Source organism: Amycolatopsis sp. NPDC059657, from assembly GCF_042734395.1.
In the GTDB taxonomy this organism is placed as follows: domain Bacteria; phylum Actinomycetota; class Actinomycetes; order Mycobacteriales; family Pseudonocardiaceae; genus Amycolatopsis.
Genome location: NZ_JBHWEB010000012.1, coordinates 107,867 through 129,633 on the forward strand (window position 1 = coordinate 107,867; position 21,767 = coordinate 129,633).

21 protein-coding genes are annotated in these 21,767 nt (G+C 67.5%); 11 read left to right on the top strand and 10 right to left on the bottom strand.

From position 1 onward, the window contains the following. Window positions 1–4 precede the first annotated feature (4 nt). The 8 genes from ACFV15_RS09450 to rdgB all read left to right on the top strand — a co-directional run bounded on the left by ACFV15_RS09450 (window position 5) and on the right by rdgB (window position 5,423). The gene (locus ACFV15_RS09450; protein WP_378349732.1) at window positions 5–412 is read left to right on the top strand and encodes a Mov34/MPN/PAD-1 family protein; all 408 of its coding nucleotides are present in this window, start codon (window positions 5–7) and stop codon (window positions 410–412) included. Window positions 413–467: 55 nt separating this feature from the next. Then, window positions 468–740 carry a MoaD/ThiS family protein gene (locus ACFV15_RS09455; protein ID WP_378349733.1) on the top strand — a complete coding sequence of 91 codons (273 nt, stop codon included), beginning with the start codon at window positions 468–470 and terminating at the stop codon, window positions 738–740. Between the two features lie 2 nt (window positions 741–742). Continuing rightward, window positions 743–1,693, top strand: a complete 951-nt coding sequence (locus tag ACFV15_RS09460) for a PLP-dependent cysteine synthase family protein (protein WP_378349734.1) — start codon at window positions 743–745, stop codon at window positions 1,691–1,693. 110 nt (window positions 1,694–1,803) lie between these two features. Beyond that, window positions 1,804–2,436 carry a rhomboid family intramembrane serine protease gene (locus ACFV15_RS09465; RefSeq protein WP_378349735.1) on the top strand — a complete coding sequence of 211 codons (633 nt, stop codon included), beginning with the start codon at window positions 1,804–1,806 and terminating at the stop codon, window positions 2,434–2,436. Continuing rightward, window positions 2,433–3,230 carry a glutamate racemase gene (gene murI / locus ACFV15_RS09470; protein ID WP_378349736.1) on the top strand — a complete coding sequence of 266 codons (798 nt, stop codon included), beginning with the start codon at window positions 2,433–2,435 and terminating at the stop codon, window positions 3,228–3,230. The genes ACFV15_RS09465 and murI overlap by 4 nt, the downstream gene beginning before the upstream one ends. Before the next feature lie 29 nt (window positions 3,231–3,259). Next, complete coding sequence (locus tag ACFV15_RS09475; protein ID WP_378349737.1) at window positions 3,260–4,024, top strand: MBL fold metallo-hydrolase; 765 nt, start codon at window positions 3,260–3,262, stop codon at window positions 4,022–4,024. 23 nt (window positions 4,025–4,047) lie between these two features. After that, window positions 4,048–4,821 (top strand): ribonuclease PH, encoded by a 774-nt coding sequence (rph, locus tag ACFV15_RS09480; protein ID WP_091289474.1) that lies wholly within the window; start codon window positions 4,048–4,050, stop codon window positions 4,819–4,821. Continuing rightward, on the top strand, window positions 4,818–5,423 hold the full coding sequence (gene rdgB, locus ACFV15_RS09485) for an RdgB/HAM1 family non-canonical purine NTP pyrophosphatase (protein ID WP_378349738.1): 606 nt from the start codon (window positions 4,818–4,820) through the stop codon (window positions 5,421–5,423). Before rph ends, rdgB begins: the two co-directional genes overlap by 4 nt. Here rdgB and ACFV15_RS09490 read toward each other — a convergent pair. The 4 genes from ACFV15_RS09490 to ACFV15_RS09505 form a co-directional block, all read right to left on the bottom strand. Then, complete coding sequence (locus ACFV15_RS09490; protein ID WP_378349739.1) at window positions 5,394–8,534, bottom strand: NACHT domain-containing protein; 3,141 nt, start codon at window positions 8,532–8,534, stop codon at window positions 5,394–5,396. The two genes, rdgB and ACFV15_RS09490, sit on opposite strands and share 30 nt — an antisense overlap. Before the next feature lie 65 nt (window positions 8,535–8,599). Then, entirely contained in the window at window positions 8,600–9,070 is a 471-nt protein-coding gene (bcp, locus tag ACFV15_RS09495; RefSeq protein WP_378349740.1) for a thioredoxin-dependent thiol peroxidase, read from the bottom strand. A 10-nt stretch (window positions 9,071–9,080) separates the two neighbouring features. Then, window positions 9,081–9,488 carry a hypothetical protein gene (locus ACFV15_RS09500; RefSeq protein WP_378349741.1) on the bottom strand — a complete coding sequence of 136 codons (408 nt, stop codon included), beginning with the start codon at window positions 9,486–9,488 and terminating at the stop codon, window positions 9,081–9,083. A gap of 319 nt (window positions 9,489–9,807) precedes the next feature. Continuing rightward, the gene (locus ACFV15_RS09505) at window positions 9,808–9,984 is read right to left on the bottom strand and encodes a hypothetical protein (protein ID WP_091289467.1); all 177 of its coding nucleotides are present in this window, start codon (window positions 9,982–9,984) and stop codon (window positions 9,808–9,810) included. 319 nt (window positions 9,985–10,303) lie between these two features. Between ACFV15_RS09505 and ACFV15_RS09510 the strand changes: the two genes are divergently transcribed. Beyond that, window positions 10,304–10,606: a hypothetical protein gene (locus tag ACFV15_RS09510; RefSeq protein WP_378349742.1), complete on the top strand. Its 303-nt coding sequence runs from the start codon at window positions 10,304–10,306 to the stop codon at window positions 10,604–10,606. 3 nt (window positions 10,607–10,609) lie between these two features. Here ACFV15_RS09510 and ACFV15_RS09515 read toward each other — a convergent pair whose 3' ends face one another. From ACFV15_RS09515 to ACFV15_RS09540, 6 genes are all read right to left on the bottom strand, one after another. Beyond that, complete coding sequence (locus ACFV15_RS09515; protein ID WP_378349743.1) at window positions 10,610–11,224, bottom strand: response regulator; 615 nt, start codon at window positions 11,222–11,224, stop codon at window positions 10,610–10,612. A gap of 12 nt (window positions 11,225–11,236) precedes the next feature. Further along, window positions 11,237–12,421, bottom strand: a complete 1,185-nt coding sequence (locus tag ACFV15_RS09520; protein WP_378349744.1) for a sensor histidine kinase — start codon at window positions 12,419–12,421, stop codon at window positions 11,237–11,239. Window positions 12,422–12,829: 408 nt separating this feature from the next. Beyond that, a complete protein-coding gene (locus ACFV15_RS09525; protein ID WP_378349745.1) occupies window positions 12,830–14,398 on the bottom strand; it encodes a SagB family peptide dehydrogenase in 1,569 nt (522 codons plus the stop codon). 21 nt (window positions 14,399–14,419) lie between these two features. Further along, window positions 14,420–16,660, bottom strand: a complete 2,241-nt coding sequence (locus ACFV15_RS09530) for a TOMM precursor leader peptide-binding protein (RefSeq protein ID WP_378349746.1) — start codon at window positions 16,658–16,660, stop codon at window positions 14,420–14,422. A gap of 25 nt (window positions 16,661–16,685) precedes the next feature. Beyond that, the gene (locus ACFV15_RS09535) at window positions 16,686–17,915 is read right to left on the bottom strand and encodes a cytochrome P450 (RefSeq protein ID WP_378349747.1); all 1,230 of its coding nucleotides are present in this window, start codon (window positions 17,913–17,915) and stop codon (window positions 16,686–16,688) included. A gap of 16 nt (window positions 17,916–17,931) precedes the next feature. Beyond that, on the bottom strand, window positions 17,932–18,117 hold the full coding sequence (locus tag ACFV15_RS09540; protein ID WP_378349748.1) for a hypothetical protein: 186 nt from the start codon (window positions 18,115–18,117) through the stop codon (window positions 17,932–17,934). A gap of 440 nt (window positions 18,118–18,557) precedes the next feature. On the opposite strand from ACFV15_RS09540, the gene ACFV15_RS09545 reads away from it, so the two are divergent. Further along, window positions 18,558–20,135 (top strand): discoidin domain-containing protein, encoded by a 1,578-nt coding sequence (locus ACFV15_RS09545; protein ID WP_378349749.1) that lies wholly within the window; start codon window positions 18,558–18,560, stop codon window positions 20,133–20,135. 25 nt (window positions 20,136–20,160) lie between these two features. Then, entirely contained in the window at window positions 20,161–21,654 is a 1,494-nt protein-coding gene (locus ACFV15_RS09550) for a glycoside hydrolase family 64 protein (protein ID WP_378349750.1), read from the top strand. Window positions 21,655–21,767: the final 113 nt, after the last annotated feature.

Consider the following 21,767-nt stretch of genomic DNA (forward strand, 5'->3'; position numbering starts at 1 on the left):
GGGCGTGCTTGAGATCCGCCGCGAGTTCGTGGACGCGATAGTCGCGCACGCCCGCCGGGATCACCCGGACGAGGCGTGCGGCGTCATCGCGGGCCCCGAGGGCTCCGACCGTCCCGAACGGCTCATCCCGATGCTCAACGCGGCGCGCTCGCCGACGTTCTACGAGTTCGACTCCGGTGACCTGCTCAGGCTCTACCGCGAGCTGGACGCGAACGACGAGGTCCCGGTGGTGATCTACCACTCGCACACGGCGACCGACGCCTACCCGTCGCGCACGGATGTGTCCTACGCCTCCGAGCCCGACGCGCACTACGTGCTGGTGTCGACGAAGGACCCCGACGAGCACCAGTTCCGGTCGTACCGGATCGTCGACGGAGTGATCACCGAAGAGCCGGTGAAGATCGTGGAATAACGATCGCCGCCCGAACGTCTGCCCCAGAGACCAACCAAGCGGAGGTAAACCCATCATGGCCGTGACCGTGTCCATCCCGACCATCCTGCGTACCCACACCGGCGGCGAGAAGTCCGTCGAGGCCAAGGGCGCCACGGTGCTCGAGGTGATCGACGACGTCGAGTCGCGCCACGGCGGCCTCAAGGCCCGCCTGGTCAAGGAAGAGAAGCTGCACCGGTTCATCAACGTCTACGTCAACGACGAGGACGTCCGCTTCGCCGGTGGGCTCGAGGCCGAGGTCAAGGACGGCGACACGCTGACCATCCTCCCGGCCGTCGCCGGCGGCTGAGCGTGGCCAGGTTCGAGTCGCTGCTCGACGCGCTCGGCGGCACCCCGCTGGTGGGGCTGCCCCGGTTGTCGCCGACCAACGACGTCCGCCTGTGGGCGAAGCTCGAGGACCGCAACCCGACCGGCTCGATCAAGGACCGGCCCGCGCTGGCCATGATCGAGGCGGCCGAGCGGGAGGGCCGCCTGCGGCGCGGGTCGACCATCCTGGAGCCGACCTCGGGCAACACCGGCATCTCGCTGGCCATGGCCGCCAAGCTCAAGGGCTACGGGCTGGTCTGCGTCATGCCGGAGAACACCTCGACCGAGCGCAAGCAGCTGCTGCAGGCGTACGGCGCGCGCATCGTGTTCTCGCCTGCCGCCGGCGGGTCGAACGAGGCCGTGCGGCGGGCGAAGGAGCTCTCCGAGGCGAACCCGGAATGGGTGATGCTGTACCAGTACGGGAACCCGGCCAACGCGGACGCGCACTACCGCGGCACCGGGCCCGAGCTGCTGAAGGACCTGCCGACGCTGACGCACTTCGTCGGCGGTCTCGGCACGACAGGGACGCTCGTCGGTGTCGGGCGCTATCTGCACGAGGCGAAGCCGGATGTGCAGGTCATCGCGGCCGAGCCGCGGTACGGCGAGCTGGTCTACGGGCTGCGGAACCTCGATGAGGGATTCGTGCCCGAGCTTTACGACCCATCTGTGTTGAACGGGCGGTTCTCCGTGGGTGCTTACGACGCGTTGAGGCGTACTCGTGAGCTGCTGGAGCACGAGGGGATCTTCGCGGGTATCTCGACGGGCGCGGTGCTGCACGCGGCCTTGGCCGTCGCGGAGAAGGCGGCCGCGCGGGGTGAGGTCGCGGACGTCGCGTTCGTGGTCGCCGACGCGGGGTGGAAGTACCTCTCGACCGGCGCTTACGCGGGGTCGCTCGATGAGGCGGCCGAGCGGCTCGACGGGCAGCTTTGGGCTTAAAGGAGTCGTGAGCGGTACGGCCGGTTAGAACCGGCCGTACCACTCACGACCTCTTCATCTCAGGGTATTCACCCGAGGCGAATGGTTTTTCGCGCTCGTAGCCTGGGGTTATGAGCACCTTGCCTGTTGAGCCCGCCGCGACGGACCCGGCCAAACGCATTCTGCCGCCCAATCCCAAGGCGGCCGCCATCATCGCGCTCGGGTTCACGCTCGTGCTCTACCTCGTCGAGCTGGCCGATGTCCTCATCCCTGGTGATCTCGACCAGGGCGGCATCCACTCGCGGGACCTGTCCGGGCTCGCCGGGGTGATCTGGGCGCCGCTGCTGCACGGCGGGTGGTCGCATCTGTTCGGCAACACCGTGCCGGTGCTGGTCTTCGCGTTCCTGGCGATGGCGGGCGGGCTGGGGCAGTGGATCGCGGTGACCGCGACCGTCTGGATCCTCGGCGGACTCGGGGTGTGGCTGACCGGGCCGTCGGGCGCGGTGACCGTCGGCGCCTCGGGGCTGGCGTTCGGGTGGCTGGCGTTCTTGCTGGTCAGGGGCATTTTCAACCGGAGTGCCGGGCAGATCGTGCTGGCCGTGGTGTTGCTCGGCATCTGGAGCGGCATGTTGTGGGGGCTGTTGCCGGGCAACCCGGGTATCTCCTGGCAGGGGCATCTTTTCGGGGCGCTTTCCGGGGTGCTGGCCGCGTGGCTCGTTGCCAGGGCGAGCCGGAAGAAGGACACAGGTAGCCTCGCGGTGTGACCACACCGGACGCTCCGATCGGCGTTTTCGACTCCGGGGTCGGCGGGCTGACCGTCGCCAGGGCCATTCTCGACCAGCTGCCCCATGAGCAGCTGCGGTATGTCGGCGACACGGCGCACAACCCGTACGGCCCGCTGCCCATCGCGAAGGCCCGCGAATTCGCGCTCGCCGCCATGGACGAGATCGTCGAAGGCGGGGTGAAAGCACTGGTCATCGCCTGCAACACCGCCTCGGCCGCGTGCCTGCGCGACGCGCGTGAGCGTTACGACGTGCCGGTGATCGAGGTCGTGCTGCCCGCCGTGCGCCGAGCCGTCGCCGCGACGCACACCGGGCGCATCGGCGTGATCGGCACCGAGGGCACCGTACGCTCCCGTGCCTACGAAGACGCCTTCGCGGCAGCGCGTGACCTGCAGGTGACGAGCGTCGCATGCCCTCGGTTCGTCGACTTCGTCGAGCGCGGGATCACCTCGGGCCGTCAGGTGCTCGGGCTCGCGCAGGGGTACCTGGAGCCGCTGCTCAGCGCCGAGGTCGACACGCTGGTGCTGGGTTGCACGCACTACCCGCTGCTCACCGGGGTGCTGCAGATCGTCATGGGCCAGGACGTGATCCTCGTGTCCAGCGCGGAGGAGACGGCCAAGGACGTGCTCAGGGTGCTGACCGAGCGCGACCTGCTCTCCGAGCGCGTCACGCCGCCGAAGCACGAGTTCGTCGCCACCGGCTCGCCCGACCCGTTCAACCGGCTCGCGCAACGGTTCATGGGGTTCGCTCCCGGTGTGGCGTTGACTACGGCCTGATCCGAGAAACAGCACCTAAGGTGTGAAGCGTGCGACTCACGATCCTCGGCTGTGCGGGCAGCATCCCCGGCCCCGACACCGCGGCCTCGGGTTACCTGATCGAGGCCGACGGTTTCGTGCTGGGGCTGGAACTCGGCAACGGGACGCTCGCGCGCCTGCAGGCGCTGCGCGACCCTTTCGACCTCGACGCACTCGTGCTGTCGCATTTGCATCCCGATCATTGCGCGGACTTCAGCGCGCTGACCGTGCTGCGCCGCTATCACCCCGAGGCCGCGCTGCGCACGAACGGCAAACTGCCCGTCTACGCGCCGAACGGCGCGCACCACCGGCTGGCCAACGCGTACGCGCCCGATGAGGACGAACGCGCGATCACCGATCTCTCCGACACCTACCAGTTCCACGGCCTGCTCGAAGAGACCGTGGAGATCGGGCCGTTCGAGGTGACCGCGGTGCCGGTCGACCATCCGACGCCCGCGTTCGGGTTCCGGGTGTGCCACGGCGGCCGCTCGCTCGCGTACACCGGCGACACCGGCCCGTGCGAGGCGCTGGACAAGCTGGTCCGCGACGTCGACGTGCTGCTCGCGGAGGCCTCGTGGACGGATTCGCCGGTCAGGCCGCCCGGCATGCACCTGTCGGGGAAGCAGGCCGCCGAGATCGCGCTGCGCGGCGGCGTCGACCGGCTGCTGCTCACGCACGTGCTGCCGTGGACGGACTCGGCCGCCGTGCTGGCCGAAGCGGACGCGGTGTTCCCGCGTGCCGAACTTGTCCAGCAGGGCGCGGTTTACGACGTCTGAGCGGCGGGTCATAGAGTGCACCCGTGGCGAGAAAAGACGGCAGGAACGACGACCAGCTCCGCGACGTGAAGATCACCCGCGGCTTCCAGCAGTGGCCAGCCGGTTCGGTGCTGATCGAGTTCGGCAACACGCGCGTGCTGTGCGCGGCCAGCGTCACCGAAGGCGTGCCGCGCTGGCGTGCGGGCTCCGGCCTCGGCTGGGTGACCGCCGAGTACGCGATGCTCCCCTCGGCGACCAACACCCGCAGCGACCGCGAATCGGTGAAGGGCCGCATCGGCGGCCGCACCCACGAGATCTCCCGGCTGATCGGCCGCTCGCTGCGCGCGTGCATCGACCTGGCCGCGCTCGGCGAGAACACCATCGTCATCGACTGCGACGTCATCCAGGCCGACGGCGGCACCCGCACGGCCGCGGTCACCGGCGGCTACGTCGCGCTCGCCGACGCCATCACCTGGCTCGGCGCCGCCAACCGCCTCGCCGACCCGCAGCCGCTGTCGTCCTCGGTCGCCGCGATCAGCGTCGGCGTCGTCGACGGCCGCGTCCGGCTCGACCTGCCGTACGAAGAGGACTCCCGCGCGGAGGTCGACATGAACGTCGTCGCCACCGACACGGGCACCCTGATCGAGGTCCAGGGCACCGGCGAGGGCGCGACCTTCGCCCGCTCGACGCTGGACACCATGCTCGACATGGCGCTGGCGGGCTGCGAGGAGCTGACCCGGCTGCAGAACGAGGCGCTGGCTCTGCCGTACCCCGGCGAGCTGCCCGAGCCGCGCCCCGACAAGAAGAAGTCGAAGTGACCCGCCTGCTGCTGGCCACCCGCAACGCCAAGAAGCTCGGCGAGCTCCGGCGGATACTGGCGGCCGAAGGTATCGAAGGCGTCGAGGTGCTCGGGCTCGCCGATGTCCCCGAGTTCCCGGAAGCGCCGGAGACCGCGCCCGACTTCGAGGGCAACGCGCTGGCGAAGGCCCGCGACGCCTCCGAAGCGACGGGCCTGCCGTCCATCGCGGACGACTCCGGCATCGCGATCGACGCTTTGAACGGCATGCCCGGTGTGCTTTCGGCGCGCTGGTCCGGCAAGCACGGCGATGACTTGGCGAACCTGGAGCTTGTGCTCGGTCAGCTCGACGATGTCCCGGATGAGCGGCGCGGGGCGGCTTTCGTGTGCACGGCGGCCTTTGTGGTTCCGGGTGGCGAAGAGACGGTCGTGCGCGGTGAATGGCGCGGCACGCTGGCCCGTGCGCCTCGCGGGACCAATGGGTTCGGGTATGACCCGATCTTCGTGCCGGAGGGCGAGACGCGGTCTTCGGCCGAGCTGGAACCGTCCGAAAAGGACGCTCTGTCGCACCGCGGTCGCGCGCTGCGTGCGCTGCTACCGCATTTGCGGACTCTGGCGGAGTGACTTCAGGCCGCTCATTTCGACCGTCACGCCCGGGCCGAGTTCGTCGAGGCCGATGACGTCCCTGCCATCGAAGAGGTGCAGGGTCAGCTTCAAGTCGGCAAGAGGGCGTAGGTCGACTTGTTCTCGCTGGTTGGTGATCGTCAGTTGTTTCAGTGAGGGGATAGTGGCGAGCGGCCGCAGGTCACCCGCGATGCAGGTATTGAGGATCAGCGACTCCAAGGGCAGACTGGCCAACGGCTTCACAGTGGCGAAGGAACAGCCAGTCAAGTTCAGGTCGTTCAGTCGTGGAAATGTTTCAGCCAGGTCTTCGGCCGTGACTGTTTTGCCGACCGAGGCTTGGAGTCGAGTGACGGTGTCGATGACGGCCTTCTTCTTGAATGCGCGCGACTCAAGTGCTTCGACCCAGAGATGACTCAACTCTGTTAGTCCGGCAAGAAAATCGAGTCTGTCGACGAGGTTCAGCCGAAGAGTTTTAACTCTGGTCAAGGTGCTCAGCGGTTCGTAGTCTTTCCAAGGTGTCCTGCGGATCAAAGAAACTTGCATCAGTGACGCCAGTTCGTTCAAAGTTTGAATTGAAAGGTAGTCGGCGGCTTCGTGCAGTGAGACTGAATGCAGATCTTTGTGGATAGAGAGCGGAGTGAGGTCGACTCGCGCGGAGTTCTCGAACTTGAGGTGGACGGACCGCAGCGATGGCAGGCCGTCGAGTACTTCGAGATCGTGTTGCCGAGAGTTGATCAGGTCGACTACCAAGGATTTCAGATTGCGCAGCTCTCGGACATACGGCAGCAAATGCTCAGTCGAGGCGACCAGCACGCCAGTGCGCAATGGGGAGTTCGCGAGCACTTCGGCGGTGAAACGAGCGGGATCGAAGTACGTTGAAACGCGTTCGATCGCGAACTGAACCGTAGGCCGTGAATCCAGTGCGTACTCTCGGAGCAGAGGGAGCGCGTCATCGCTGGCGGTAGCCGCGGCGGCCTCGACGGACGCACTGGCCGATTCGTCCGGCAGACCGGTCAGGCTGAGCGGCAGATAGCGCAGCAGCTGTTCCCCGAGCGGCGCGAGGGCGCGCGCTTTCCGGGAATCCGACGGTGGCATCAGTTCGTCTTTGATCATCGTTTCAACGCGGGCCAACGTGTCTGGGTCGAGATTGCGCACGGTCTCCAGGCACGCGGCGGCGACCACCCGAAGGCGTTCGCTCGAATCGGGCAGGTCGTCCGCGCGGTCGAGAATGCCGGTGAGCAACTCGTTCGCCTGATGTTGCTTGGCGTGACCGGCGGCCAGCACCGTGGTTTCGTGCCAGGTATCCAGATGCGCGTGACCGATGAGCGTGTCGATGTGGTCCTGCTCGGTCGCTTCGTTCGCGGCCAGATATTCCTGGAAGGTCCGGTGCACGAAGTCCACCTGGCCCGTGGACGGCTGTCGCAGCACACCGCTGCGTTCCAGCAGATTTCTCAGTACCTCGTCTGTGCTCTTGTCGATGTGGGTGAGACTGGGCAGCCGCCGTTCGACATGCTCACGCACCTTTTCGACCGGGAACTCGACCTTGTTGGCGAGCGTCAGACGCCAGGCCAGGTCCCCGAGCAGGCTCAGCTTCTGTGCTTCGGTGAGCAAGACCGGCACGCGGCGTTCGGAGTCGCGAAGGTGCAGCAGCATCGCCAAAGCCTTGCGGTACAAGTCCATGCGGTCGCGCGGCAGTTCCGAGCGATGGGCGAGATTGAGCGCGCACAGCATCGCGCACAACAGCGGACTCGCCGCGAGAGCGCGCAGATGCGGCCTGTTTTCCAGCTGAGTGAGCAACCGGCGTTGGGCGCCTGCCAGATCGGTGTCCTCGCGCAGGGAATTCCCGGCAGCGGCCGCGACATGCCAGCGTTCGACGAGTGCCTCGATGTCGGCGAGCGTCATTGGCTGGAGCGCGACCGAGTTGTAGCCCTCCTTGTGCAGCCAGGCGTGATCCGCGGCGGCTGCGCGGGAGGTGATCACGAATTTCGCGTCGGGGAAGGTGAGATTCAGGTCCCGAAGCCAGGCTTTGACGTCGTAGCGGCGCGAGACATCGACCTCGTCGACACCGTCGATCAGCACGAGCGCGTCGCCTTTGAGCAGCATGTGGGTAGCCCAGAGCGGGGGCATCCGGGCGGCCAGGCCCGGCGCGATGTGGTTGAGGAACTCGTCCGGCCGCGGCAACGGCTCCGTGGCGAAGCTGCGCAGGCGGATCGGGAACGGCACGTAGCCGTTCCACGCTTCCAGTTCGTTCGTGAACGCGCCACGCGCGGCGGTGACCGCGAGCCAGTCCACCAGCGTTGTCTTGCCCGAACCGGCTTCGCCGCGGATCAGGGTCCGGTCCGCCGCGCCGATGGCGGCTTCCGCGCGCATGGTCGCGCTGCCGTCGGAGACGGTCAGGCTGAGGTAGGCGACCGTCAGCGGGAGCCTGGGCTGGTCGTCCATGGTCAGGCCGAGCAGTTCGAGATGGTCGAGTTTGCGGGCCAGCAAGCTCAGGTAGTCCTCGCGGAACGCCGCGTCGACGTCTTTGCCGAGTACTTGGAACGGGGTCTTCGGCAGCCGGGCGAGTAGTTCGTCGAGCTGGTCCGACTGTCGGGACAGGCGGCCCAACACCTCGGCGAGCGCCTTGGGCTGGAACGACGGCAGATGGCGGATGACCAGCACCAGGTGGCGGCACGACTGGTCGAGCGCCAGTTCGTAGAGCGAACCGGCGCGCTCGGACAGGCCTACCGGGCGGCCGGGGAACTGCTCGCGTACGCGCTGGGCGAGGCGCTCGGGGTCGGCGTCGTCGGCCAGCAGCGCGGTGTCCGAGAGGTCGATGTGGCCGAGCGTGTCTTCCAGCGCCAAGAACGCAGCGGTGATTTCGTTGCGGGGGAGTTCGGGGAAGCGCGCCGTGAGCACCGGCGTCAGCTGTTCGGCGACCTGGGTGCCGACGGTCGCGATCAGATTCTGGAGTTTCTGGCGCTCGAGCGGGCTGGAGATCTCGTCGGCCGCGAGCTTGGCCAGATCGGCCGAGCGCTCGTTCTTGTTCTTGCGGCGCTGCAGCCAGGACTTGAAGGCATGCGAGGCGATCGTGCCGCCCAGTTTCAGCGCGGACGCTTCCAACCCGGCCACTGTGCCTCCCCAGCACTCGGTTCCGAGCGGACCATTCTGCCGGAACCGAGCGCGGGGACAAGCACTCAGATGTCGAGGTCCTTGATGAGCTTGGCGACGTGGCCGGTAGCGCGGACGTTGTACAGCGCCTTGGCGATCTTGCCCTCGGGGTCGACGATGAACGTCGAGCGGATGACGCCCTGGACGATCCGGCCGTAGTTCTTCTTCTCACCGAAGGCGCCCCACTCGGTGAGGACCGTCTTCTCGGGGTCGGCGAGCAGCGGGAACGTCAGCTGCTCGTTCGCGACGAACTTGGCCAGCTTCTCCGGCTTGTCGGGGGAGATGCCGAGGATCTGGTAGCCGGCGTCGTTCAGCTCCGCCAGGTTGTCGCGGAAGTCGCAGGCCTGCTTGGTGCAGCCGGGCGTGCCCGCGGCCGGGTAGAAGTACACGACGACGGACTGGCCGCGGAAGTCCGACAGCGAGACCTTGTTGCCTTCGCTGTCCGAGAGTGTGAAGTCCGGGGCGGGGTCGCCAGGGGAAAGACGCTGCTCAGTCATGGCGTCAAGACTAGGCGGACCCGCAGTAGGTCGCTGCGGCGGCGCTGCCGGCGCTGGGGCGCAGGACCATCCACAGCTCGACCGGGTTCTCCGGCACGGCGAAGGCCATGTTCAGGTGGATCGCGCGGCCGGGTGCGATGTCGCGGCCCGCGTCGGAGATGCCGTTGAAACCCTGGAGCGCGTCGACGAGCGGGCTCGCCGGTGCGCCGGACGCGCTCGCGGTGACCGAGAGGCCCGAGAGCCGGTACGGCTCGGTGCCGCCGTTGCGGAGTTCGACGTCGAAGGCGGCGGCGCGGCCGGAGCGCGGGTAGGAGCTGTTGCTGGGCTGGAACGACTTCGGCGTCGAGACGCGGATGCTCAGCCCGTCGGCGAAGGTGTGCTCGTTGCCGAAGTCCTGTGCCTGCTTGGCGGGACGCACGTCGCCCCTCGCCGCGGGCCTGGCTTCGGCGGGGCCACCGGTTTGCTGCGTTACGGGCACACCACAGGCGACTGCGGCGAGTAGCGCGCAGACTGCCGGCAAGAGCCTCGGTGTGCGCGCGAGCGCCATCGCGGTTACTCCAGTCGCGGGGTAGTTGTCATCCGTACGGCCTAGGACCGCCGCCGAACGTGACTACTTTGACTGCCGCGGCGCGTTTCCACGAGCACCTCACGCCGGTCGAAGCGGACCTGGTGTTGACCCGTGGCCAATCCGTGATCGGCGGTGCACCCGGCGTGACAGTCGTCACCCGAGTGTCCACTCAGACGGCCCACGCGAAGAACAGGACGAAAATCGCCAACCCGGAGAGCCAGGCCACGATCAGCCAGCCGAAATCCCGCCAGGGGTCTACAGCGCGTGACTCCTCGCCCGGCACGTAGACGCCGCGCATCTCGAACCAGTCGGCGAAGCGCACGAGCAGGCGCAGTGGGTTCCGCATCCGCCGCCCACCTCCTCGTCACGATCTGTCGCCAATACCCTACGGGCTCGCCGTCACGGGTCAACGAGAGTACTCCGAATAGCGGCTTGCCGGCCGGTGCGACGCCGCCCGCCGGCCGGGCTTTCTCGTTAATCACTCACCGCCCGCCTTGCCTGATCGGGCGGACGGAGGTATGGACCATCGACCGTTTCGCCTAACGACCGCGCGCTCCATGCTGGTCGGCGGGAGGAATCATCGCGTTGGGCGGAGAGCGTCGATCTCACGGAGTCCTTCAGCGACAACCACTTTCTCACGGAACCGATCGAATGAGGATGACGACATGGCAGGCCCACAGGACCACGAGTACGCGCCCAGCGACGACAAGCAGTACCACCACCGGACGATCGAGACGCGGTCCATCTCGGCCGTCGTCGGCGACGTGTGGTTCGCGATCTCGGCCGGCTACCACCCGATGACCGACATGGTGGTGTACTTCAACGGCAAACAGGCGCCGATCGAGATCCCGTCGATCGACCCCGACACCCGCAAGGTGTGGCCGGTGCCGGACGGCTGCGAGTCCATCTCGTGGGAGTACTACTGCAAGGGCCCGTCCAGCTCGGCCGTCATCTACGGCAAGCGCTGAGGCTCACAGCCACCCGCGGTCGAAGGCGATGCGAACCAGGTCCACCCGGTTCCGCGCGCCGCACTTGTTGATCATGTTCGAGGTGTAGTTGCGGACCGTGCCCTCGGACAGGAACAGCCTGCCGGCGATCTCGCGCGCCGAAGCGCCTTCGGCGACGAGCCGGACGACGTCCAGCTCCCGTTGCGTGACCGGGACGTCCTCCTCCAGCGCGGCCACGGCGAGCGCGGAGTCGAAGACGCGCTCGCCTGCCGCGACACCGCGGATCGCGGCCAGCAGCTCGTCGGCAGGCGCGTGCTTGACGACGTAGCCTTTCGCGCCCGCTTGCAAAGCCCGTTGCAGCATCCCGGGTTTGCTCAGCGCGGTGAGGATCAGCGCGGCACAGGCCGGCACCCGGGTCCGGACGGCCTCGGCGGCGGAGAGACCGTCCAGACCCGGCATGTCGATGTCGAGCACCGCGACGTCGGGCCGCAGCTCGACGATCCGCTCGACCGCCTGATCGCCGCGGCCCGCCACGCCGACCACACACAGGTCTGGCTCCAGTTCGATCAGTGACACCAGCGCGGAACGCACCATCACCTGGTCTTCGGCGAGAAAGACGCGGACCTGTTCTTCCTTCATACGCTGTTCCCTTTACGTCGCCGCGGTCATGCGCCGGACCCCGGACGGCTTACCGGAGCCGGAGAGGGGGACCTGCGCGCGCAGCAGGAAGCCGCCGCCGCTCTGCCCGGACGCCTGCAGCTCGCCGTTGAGGTCCGCGAGCCGTTCGCGCATGCCGCGCAGCCCGTGCCCGCCGGACGGGGTCCGCTTGGTCAGTATCGACGGCCCGTTGCTCGCCAGTTCGAGCACCGCCCTGCCCTCCTCGGCCTTGAGCCGGATCTCGCAGAGGGTGGAGTCGCTGTGCCGCAACACATTCGTCGCGCCCTCGCGAACGATCCAGGCCAGCGCCTGCGAGGTCGAGCTGTTCAGGTCGAGGTCGGCGATCTTGACCTCGGTGTGCACGCCTGCCGAGTTGAGGATCGTCCGCGCGCTCGCGACCTCACCCGCGAGCGAGGTGTCCCGCATGCCCGCGACGACCGTCTGCATCTCGCCGATCGAGTCACGCAGCAGCGAGCGTGCCTCGCGCAGCTCCTCGACCGCGCGCTGCGGGTCGCGTTCGGACAGTCGTTCGACCAGTTCGAGTTTGAGCAGCACCACGGATAATCCGTGGCCGAGCGTGTCGTGCAGGTCGCGGGCCCAGCGCAGCCGCTGCTCGCTGACCGCGACGCCGGCGAGCTCGGCCCTGGTGTCCTCCAGTTCCCGTGCGAACGTGACCAGCCGCGGAATCGAATAGAAGATCAAGGTGGACAACGCGAACTCTTCGAGCACCCGGCGAATGTCGTCCCCGTGGAATACATTCGCGGTGATCGGTATGTAGAGCGCGAAACAGGCGAGCGTGGCGAACCCGCGCGCCTTGCCGGACAGGCACAGCAGCATGATCGAGAAGCTGAGCGCGGGTGGCGCCGCCCAGTTCATCCCGAACACGCCGAACAGCAGCAGCGACCAGCCGAGCCCGCTGAGCGCGAGCACCTGGATGGACCGCTTGCGCCGGTTGCCGCGCAGGATCGCGATGGTGCAGTAGATATAGGTGCCGATCCACAGCGCGAACCCGATGGACGCGAAAACCTGCCGGATGCCCTGTGTCTCGGCGATCAGGCTCAGCGGGAAGGTCGCGATCAGGAACATGTACGTGGCCAGGCCCAGCAGCGCCAGCACGCCGACGACGTGACCCGTCCCGCCCGCGCCGGGACGCAGGCTGCGGATCAGCCAGGCTCTCATTCTCCCCAGTAGCGAACCGGCGGCCTTCATCTCTGCCACCCCGCACGGAGAACGTTTGATCGGATGAACGCGGCATCTCGGGCCAGGATCGTCGTGATGGTCATCTCCGGCTGCCTCTCGTGTCCTGGCCGCGGTTGCTAAACGTTAACATCGGAGCAGCGCCACCATGCTGCTCCGTTCGGTCTCGACTTCGCGCATTTTTACTGCGCGCAACCCGAAAATTAACTTATCTGGGTGCGGGCCTTTTTACCGTCATCCGACTGCCAGTCGTTGAATAACTCCCCAGCGTGATGATTCGTTGTTGAACGCAGTGCAATCAGCGATAGCGCTACGGAATTGAACGAATACTTCGCGTTGATATCAGGAGCCGACTGATCGCGTTCATGGTGTGGGAATGACCGGCCGCGCTCAGTCCTGGTCGGACTCGGCCGCGGCGCGCGCACGCCAGTCGACGCCGTTGTGCGCCTGCCAGCCGGGAAGGTCCTCTGTGGTGTGACGGGCGCGGTCCAGACCACTGGGCGCCGAGCTGATCATGAAGTCGCCGACGCTGCTTTCGCGCTCCCAGTCGAGGCCGAAACAGCGAGCGGACAGCTCGGCGTCGCCGACGCCCAGCCCGCACGGCGCGAGCCCCATCGCGGTGCTGACCAGGTACAACGTCTGGTAGAGCACGCCGACGTGCTTGAGCGTGGTGGCGTACGGGATACCGCTGTACTTCCAGCCGAGCCGCTGGAACCGCGAGGTGATGGTCACCAGCACATCGGGCGCGAGCGCGTTCCCCGCGGAGATGGAAGCGACGCCGAGCATGGCGTCGATGTCCGAAGTGGAGTCGTTGACCAGCACCAGCCGATGGCCTGCCGGGTCGTAGAAGTACATCCCCGGCTTGAGCCCCGCGCAGCGCCGGATGGTCAGCCAGAGGTCGAGTTCACCGGCACCGCCGCCCGCCGGATAAGGCCGGTCGACGCCTTGGTAAGGCATTTGCTGTTCGGGGACCGGTCCGTAAATCGACCGGATGCGCTGCACGCGGTAAAGCAGCTCGGCCAATTGGACGAGCTTGAGCGGCCGTTCGCCCGGCGTGCGCAATGACTGCCGCAGTTCCAGCACTTCGGTCAGCCGGGGATCGCGGTCGCGTACCTCGTCGAAATCGGGCACCGGCAATTCGACGATTTCACCGGCGGGCAGTTCACGGATCGGTGACTCGTGCTCGATCTCGCCGGTGAACCGGAACGTCGCGCCGAACTCCTCGTCGTGGCGGCCCGACCGGCTGCGCGCGTGGAACAGCAGATCGTGAAAGCCCCATTGCCGCAGCCGATCGGTCTCCGGCGCGTCCGCGCGGTCGAGCAGCCTGGCGGCGAGCAGCAGGTCGAGCACCGGCTTGGTGGCGCGCTCGCCGAGCGCGGGCACCAGCTTGACCAGCTCGGCCACCGTCCGCGGCCGCGCGGCGGCGGTGACCAGCGCGGCCAGCTGCGGGTCGTGCAGCCGCGCGCGGTACAGGCTGAGCGGGTTCTCCAGCGTGAGCACCCCGTCGACCTGGTGCAGATACGCGAACCGCGAAAGCGCGAGGCGCTCGTGCCCGGCGGCCCGCACCGGGCCGGTGAACCCCTTGAGCCGCGCGCTCGACGAGATCGGCACCACCTCGGCGAGCGTGACCGCGTCCCGCTCGACCGAGTGCACCAGCAGGAACTGCAGCAGTTCGACCAGCCCGTGCATCCGGGTCGCCTCGGCGATGGGGTCCGTCGCCGAGGTGATCACCAGATCCATCACGTTGGCGGCGAGCACCGGGCCGAAGGTGAGCCGGTCGACGGCCGACGCGATGCCGTCGGACACCCCGGTCAGCACATGGTTGCCCCAGCGGTGGGCGATGACCAGCTCGTCGCCGGTGCGATCGACGACGACATCCTCGCGGAACGACACCAGATGCCTCGCGTCGCCGACGGCGGCGGGTGAGGACTGCCGGTGCGGCAGGATCGAGCTGGACATCGTTGTCCCCCTAGGCGAACATCAGACGAACATCGGAATCGGATTCAGGTCGGCCTCCGCGGTCGGCGAACGCAGCCTGCCGAGCGCGACGGGCACGTCGTAGAGACGGCCCGGCGCGTACCTGCTCCAGAAGTGCCGCATGCCCGGCACCAGCACCTTGACCACGGGCAGGCCGATGTCCGGCCTGGTCAGGTCCAGCGCGAGCAGTTCCATCCCCTTGGCCTCGACCAGGCGGCGGCACAGCCGCACGTCCTCGGCGAGGTCACCGCCGGTCGCCAGTGTCAGGTCGATGACCCGGCTGGCCGGTTCACGCGGATCCGGTGACAGGTAAGGATGATCGGCCACGGTCGCCGTCTGCCACCACTGCTTCTGCACCGGATCCGGGAAGGTGTAGCCCCTGCCGTCCTCGGTGCTGAACGCGACCGCGGGCAGGAACTGGTTGAGTTCGCTGACCGCGCGCAGCACGGCGATCCGGGCGTCGTGGTGCGCGCCGAAGCCGAAGATGATGTCCTCGGCGGGCTTGTCGGTCCGGCGGCTGACGGCGACCACCGCCGGCACCCCGAGGTCCGCGGTGATGTCGAGTGCCCAGAGCTCCCGGTTGAGGCCGCGGTATTCGGCCTGCATCTGGTCGATCCACGGCTCCTTCATCGCGTCGAGGTCGATGCCGGGGCAGCGCAGCCGGTTGTACCACCAGATCGCCACGCTGTCGCGCTCGACGAGTTCGTAGAACCCTTGGAGCATCGCGTCTTCGAAACTGGTGCCCGCCGCGCAGCCATTGGAATCGGCGATCGCGTACACCGGGCCGCGATAAGGATAGGAATAGAACAGCAATGACGTCGGCACGTATTTCGTGCGTTCTTCGGTGATGGAATACACCGGGCTCCACTCGAGCTCGGCGTCGGCGGGCATCGGCTCGGTGACCGTCTGGAAGGGGATTCCTTTCGCATTCCATTTCTGCCGCTCTGCCAACTGCCGGTCACTGAACAGCATCGACCGGTTGGGGTGGATTCCCATCTCTCCCAACGTGTTCAGCGAAGCCAGGAACCGGGGCTCGTCGCCGGTGTAAACGGCGCTGTAGCGTTCGAGCGCCTCGCCGAGCGCGCTCGCTTGAGCCTGGATGTCGGTGACGCCCTTGCCGCAGCTCTGCGTCCGAAGCCCGTCACGAAGCGCGCGCAATGTGCTCACCCGCAGCGCGCGGTTGTAGCCGGACGCGTACGCGCGCACGAACGGCAGCCTGGTGTTCAGCGGCGTCAGCTTGGGCACCACGCCGGTGATCGGATCGACCAGATGGCCCCAGTTCCGCATCATCTCTTCGGGACTCTTCGCGCGATGCCCGCCGTCCTCGGCGAAGGTTTTGTTACGCGGCACCAGTTTCACGGGTCGCCGCATGTTCTTCGTGACCAGCGCGGCGTTTCCGCACGCGGAGCACTGCGGACGGCGGCTCAACGCATGGGTTTCGGTGCGCAGCGTCGCCGTGTCGATGCTCAGCACGGCGTGCGTGCCGTCGTGGCGGTGCCCGCCGAGCCAGTGCGCGGCCGCGGTCGCGACCATGCCGAAGGCGAGCGAACGGCTCGCGGCGATGTCCACGGTCGGCGGCGCGATCCTGGCGTCGGTGAGCTTGCCCTCGAGGTAGTCCTCGGCGCGGCGCTGTCCGCGCAGCCGCACTTCCAGACACCGGTAGCAGGCGCCCTCGGGGTCGAAAATCGGTCCCACGTAAGCGATTACGCCGACCGGCTTCGCGAGCAGCCATGGCCTGCCGGTCGCGCGCTGGCGGCGGTCGAAGTTCGCCAGGCTCGGGCGGAGGTAGTCGTCGGTGAGCACGAGGTCGAGCGCCTCGGTGTCCTCTTCGGACTCGATGATCCGCAGTCCGGCCGCCCACAAGGCTTCGATCGCCTCTTCGGCGTCGACGGATCCGAAGGCGGTGACCCGGACGCCCGCCGCCAGTTTGGCGTTCGCTTCGTCACCGTGGCGGTTGAGCGACTCCCAGTACCCGGCCGAGCGCTCGTCGGCGTCAGGGTCGACCTCGACGACCTGACCGGCCCGCGTCAGCTGGGCGATCGCGCGCCTGACGGTTTCGGGCCCGACCTGGCCCCGCAACGTGTCCACAATGGAGTCGAGATCGTGCTTGCCGTTCAGCAGCGGCAGCAGTCGTTCGGCGAGCGGATCGGTGACGACCGCGCTCCCGTGCTCGCACAGCAAGTACGCGCCTTCGCCGGGAACGACGGAGACGCCCAGATGCCGTTTGATCCGTGGTACCCCCATGAGATGTCCTTTCCGGTGGTGGCCATCACGCCACCGCCATCGCGCCCCGCGGGACCAGCTTGACCTGCAGCTGTTCCGGAGAGCAGAAGACGAGCTCACCCTGCCAGCGGACTTCGCCCGTCGTTGTGTCCACAGTAGACTCAGGGAACCGGGTGGCGAGCCGTGAGATGAGCTCGGCGCCGGTGAGCCTGGCCAGCTGAGCGCCCAGGCACTGGTGCGGGCCTTGGCCGAAGGCGTACGAGCCGAGCGCGCCACGGTCCATCCGGAACTCGGCGGGTGCGTCGGTGAACTCGGGATCCCGGTTCGCGGCGGCCCAGTAGAACAGCACGACCGACCCGGCGGGAATGGTCTGGCCGTCGACCTCGACGTCGCTCAGCGCGGTGCGCGCGGAGAGCCGGATCGGGGAGCAAAGCCTGACCGCTTCGTCGAAAGCGACCCGTGCGTCCTCGCGGTTGGTGAGTTTCGGCAGCAACCCCGGCTGCCCGAGAATCGTCCACAGCACGTTTCCGAGCGCCGCGGACAAGGTGTCCAGCCCGTTGACGAACAGGGTGATGACGAACGCGACCAGTTCGTCGGTGGAGAGCATGTGCTGAGCGAGCGCCTGAACGAGCCGCGTCATGATGTCGTCGCGCGGGTCCAGCCGCCGCTTGGCGAGCAACGCGTGGATGTAGTCGGCGAACTCGGCCAGTGTGCGTTCCGCTTGGGAGACTTCGGTTTCCGTCTGACCGAACCGGTCGAGCTGCCCGGCAAGCGCTTTCACCCAGCGCAGCACCTGCGCGCGGTCCTCGGCCGGCACGCCGACCAGTTCGGAGTTCATCCGCATCGGCAGGCGCACCCCCAGATCCGCCACGATGTCGAGGCTTTCGTGGTCCAGCGCGGACTCGACGAGCGTGGCGGCCGATTCGGTGAGTTCGGCGATCCGGCGTGCGGTGAACACGCCGGAGACCAGTCCGCGCAGCCGCCGGTGGTCGACACCGTCGCGGACGTTGAGCATCAGCCCGAAAACATGGTCAAGCGTGCGCGGCTGGGCGAAGCGTGGCTCGCTTCCGCCCAGCCGAGCATCCACGGACAGTCTGCGGTCGGCACTGAGCGCCGACACCAGCCGGTGGCTCGACACCACCCATGCCCCGTTCACTTCCAGCAGTCCCGTATCTCGGACGAGCTCGTCGATCGGGCCGACGGGGTCATGGCGCCTGGCTTCGGAGTCGGTCAGGTAGCGCGAGATTTCGTTGCGCAGCTGGGAGAGACTGTCCACCGGGTGCTCCTCCTGGTTATGCTTTGGCGACCTCTTCGCCCGACGGGACCGCGTCGGGCACGAAGCAGACCACGCAGGAGCACCAGCAGAGATCGGTCGCGGCGGGCACCACGGCCGAGTAGGCGCCCGCGACGGCACCGAGGCCCCCGTCGAGCATGGTCACGGAAAAGTCGTCGTCCGTCAGTAGCGCGATGCTGTTCATGCGGTCTCCCGGTGTGTCGTGAACTGGCCGTACGCCCCGGGAGTTTCGCTCATACGACCGCATGACCAGTAGTGCGCTGAGCACCAGACACGATGACTTTTGTCACGGCGCCTGGTAAACGTCCCAACGCGGTGGGTGAGGTGGTGACACCGCCCGGCTGCGGGAGACCACGGACGGCGCCACCTTGGCCCTCCACGATGCCCGACGCGCGAGTGTCCGCGTCAGTGCCTCGGGGCATCTTCCACTAGTGCGAAACGCACATTCCCGAGGTGACTCCCGGGTGGACCAGACCAGTTCAAAGGTAGGTCCGCTGCGTCTTCGCACCCTGTGATAGCCGTCACTTTCTCACTCGAATGACCTATAGACGGCGGCCAGACATCGGAGCTCTCATGGTCTTTGTTGCGAGCAGCAACAAATCCGGGTCGACGAGGAGGTCACCCATGTCCGTCCCGTCTCCGCGCGCACGGCGGCTCGGCGCACTCGGCGCCGCCGCCGCTGCCGCGCTGATCGCGATCCCGCTCACGCTGGCCGCCGAGGCCACCGTTCCCCCGCCACCCGCCGGGTGGACCCAGATCTTCGCCGACGACTTCACCGGCCCGGCAGGCAGCGGGGTCAACACCGGAACTTGGCGCTACACCACCGGAACCAGCTATCCCGGCGGGCCCGCCAACTTCGGTACCGGTGAGGTCGAAACGATGACCAGCAGCACGTCGAACGTCTCACTCGACGGCGCGGGCAATCTCCGCATCACGCCGCAGCGCAACGGTGCCGCCTGGACGTCCGGCCGGATCGAAACCAACCGCGAAGACTTCCAGCCGCCGTCGGGTGGTGTGCTCAGGGTCGAGGCGCGGTTGCAGATGCCGAACGTCACCGGCGCCGCCGCGCGCGGCTACTGGCCCGCGTTCTGGATGCTCGGCACGCCGTATCGCGGCAACTGGTGGAATTGGCCTGGCGTAGGCGAAATCGACATCATGGAGAACGTCCAGGGCATCAACAACGAGTGGGCCACGATGCACTGTGGCACCAGCCCCGGCGGCCCGTGCAATGAGAAGTCCGGCATCGGCGGGCAGCGCGTCTGCTCGGGCACGACCTGTCAGGCGGGGTTTCACACCTACGCGATGGAATGGGACCGCGCCGCGAATCCGCAGCAGATTCGGTTCTATCTGGACGGTGCGCGGTTCCATCAGGTGAGTGCGAACCAGATGGACGCGGGCACCTGGGCGAACGCGACCAATCACGGGTTCTTCATCATCCTGAACGTCGCGATGGGCGGGGAATTCCCCGCCGCGCTCGGCGGCGGGCCGGACGGCGCGACCGCGCCCGGCCACCCGATGGTCGTCGACTACGTCGCGGCGTGGACCCGAGGCGGTGGCAGCCCGCCGACCAGTCCGACCACTCCGCCGTCCACCTGCGGTCCGTTGCTCTCCAGGAACATGCCCGTGGTGGCGTCGAGTATCGAGAGCGCCAACCAGGCCGCGGCCTACGCCGTCGACGGCAACACCGGAACCCGCTGGTCGAGCGCGCACAACGAGCCGAACTGGATCTACGTCGACCTCGGCTCGGTCAAGCCGGTCACCAGGGTGCGGCTGAATTGGGAGGCCGCCTATGGGCGTGCGTATTCGATCCAGTTGTCCGGCAACGGTTCCACCTGGACCGACGCGTACACGACCTATTCCGGCGCCGGCGGAATCGAGGATCTCGCCGTCACCGGAAACGCCAGATACGTGCGGATGTACGGCACCCAGCGCGCCACCGTCTACGGCTTCTCCTTGTGGGAGTTCGAGATCTACGGCGCCTGCCCCGGTAGCACCCCGCCCGCCACCGGCCCGACCACACCGACCAGCGGGCCGACGACGAGTCAGCCTCCCGGTCAGTACCCGGCGTGGGCGCCCGGCGTGTACTACGCCGTGGGCAGCAGGGCCAGCTACGCGGGGCGTAATTACCAGTGCCTGCAAGCACATACCTCGATCGTCAGCTGGGAGCCGGCCAACGCGGCGTCCCTCTGGCAGTTGATCTAGTTCCAACTCACCGAAGGGGACGACGATGTCCTTTGCCCGCCGCCGGTTCCTCCGGGTCTTCGTGCTGATGTTCCTGCTGGCCGGTCTCACGCAAGTCAGCGTGGGGCCTGCCGCGGCAGCCGACTACACCCAAGGTGTCACGTCGCTGAACGCCAGCCAGGCCAAGATCTGGTTCAAGCCGACGACCCCGTCCGCGCTCGTCGATGTGCACTACCTGGTGCCGAATCTCGGCCAGCAGAACTTCCGCATGGCCAACGTTTCCGGCACCTGGGAGCAGACGGTTTCCTCCCTTTCGAGCGGGACCGTGATCGAATACTGGTTCACCTATGAGAAAAGCGGCCCGCTTTACGACACCGGTCATTTCTCCTACACGCATGGCGGCGGAGGTGGCAATCCCGGCGGCGGTGGCGGAAACGGCACCTTCCCGTTGGTGCTGCAGAACAACACCAGGGGCAAGTGGACCAACGCCCAGATCTACGTGCTGGTGCTCGGCATGGGCACCCCTGGCGAGTGGTCGTACCTCAAACCGGACGGCACGCTGGCGCACATCAACCACAACGAGGCGTCGGCGCCGGGCCATCTCACCAAGAACGGCGTCAACTACGCGAACATGCAGTTCACGCTCGCGCAGGCGTCGACAGTGCGCATCCCGGCCAGGCTCGAAGGCGGCCGCGTCTACATCTCGGTCGGCTCCCCGATGTACATCCCGATCTCGCCCGACGACCGCGGCTGGGGCGGACCCGATCTGCACAACCCGGCCGACCCGAACGCGGACGTCTACTTCGACTGGTACGAACTGACGTATCAGTACGGCGTCATACCGTACGGCGGCAACACCACCCAGGTCGACATGTTCGGCTTCCCGATGACCGCGCGGCTGCAGCAGTCGGCCATCGGCTACGACCAGACGGTCGGCATCACGCTGACCCGCGACCAGGTGCTGGCGCAGTACCAGTCCTCGGTCGGCGCGGCCTTCAAACCGCTGGCAGGCACTTACCGGATCACGGCGCCCCGGTCGTCCGGGCTGTTCGCGCCCGGCGGCGCTCAGCAGAACTATCTGCAGGCGTACATCGACCAGGTCTGGAACCAGTACACGGCGGGGCAGTTCACGCTGACCCGGTTGAACCAGACCTTCACCGGCCGGGTCACCGGCGGGCGGCTGTGGTTCACGAAGGACGGCGCGGGACCGTTCGTGCTGAACAAGCCGACGACCCGTGACGTCGTCGAATGCTCGGGCGCGCTGGCGTCCGCCGGGATGACGACCACGGCGCTGGAACTCGGCGCCGAGTTCTGCGCGGCCTTCAACCGGGGCGTCGCGGCGAACACGGCGAACTGGTACAACCCGGCCGCGTATTACAGCGGCGCGAGCAAGAACGACTACTCGCAGTTCTTCCACACCATCGGCATCGGCCACCGCGCCTACGGCTTCGCCTACGACGACATCAACGACCAGAGTTCGGTGAAGATCCTGCCCAACGCCAACCCGCCGACCGCGCTGACGCTTTCGGTCGGCTGGTAAGGACTCGTGAGTGGTACGGCCGGTTAGAACCGGCCGTACCACACACGACCCCAGGGGTTCCGAAAACATTATCCATTAACCCGGCACCCAATAGGCCACGCCCAGCACGGCCC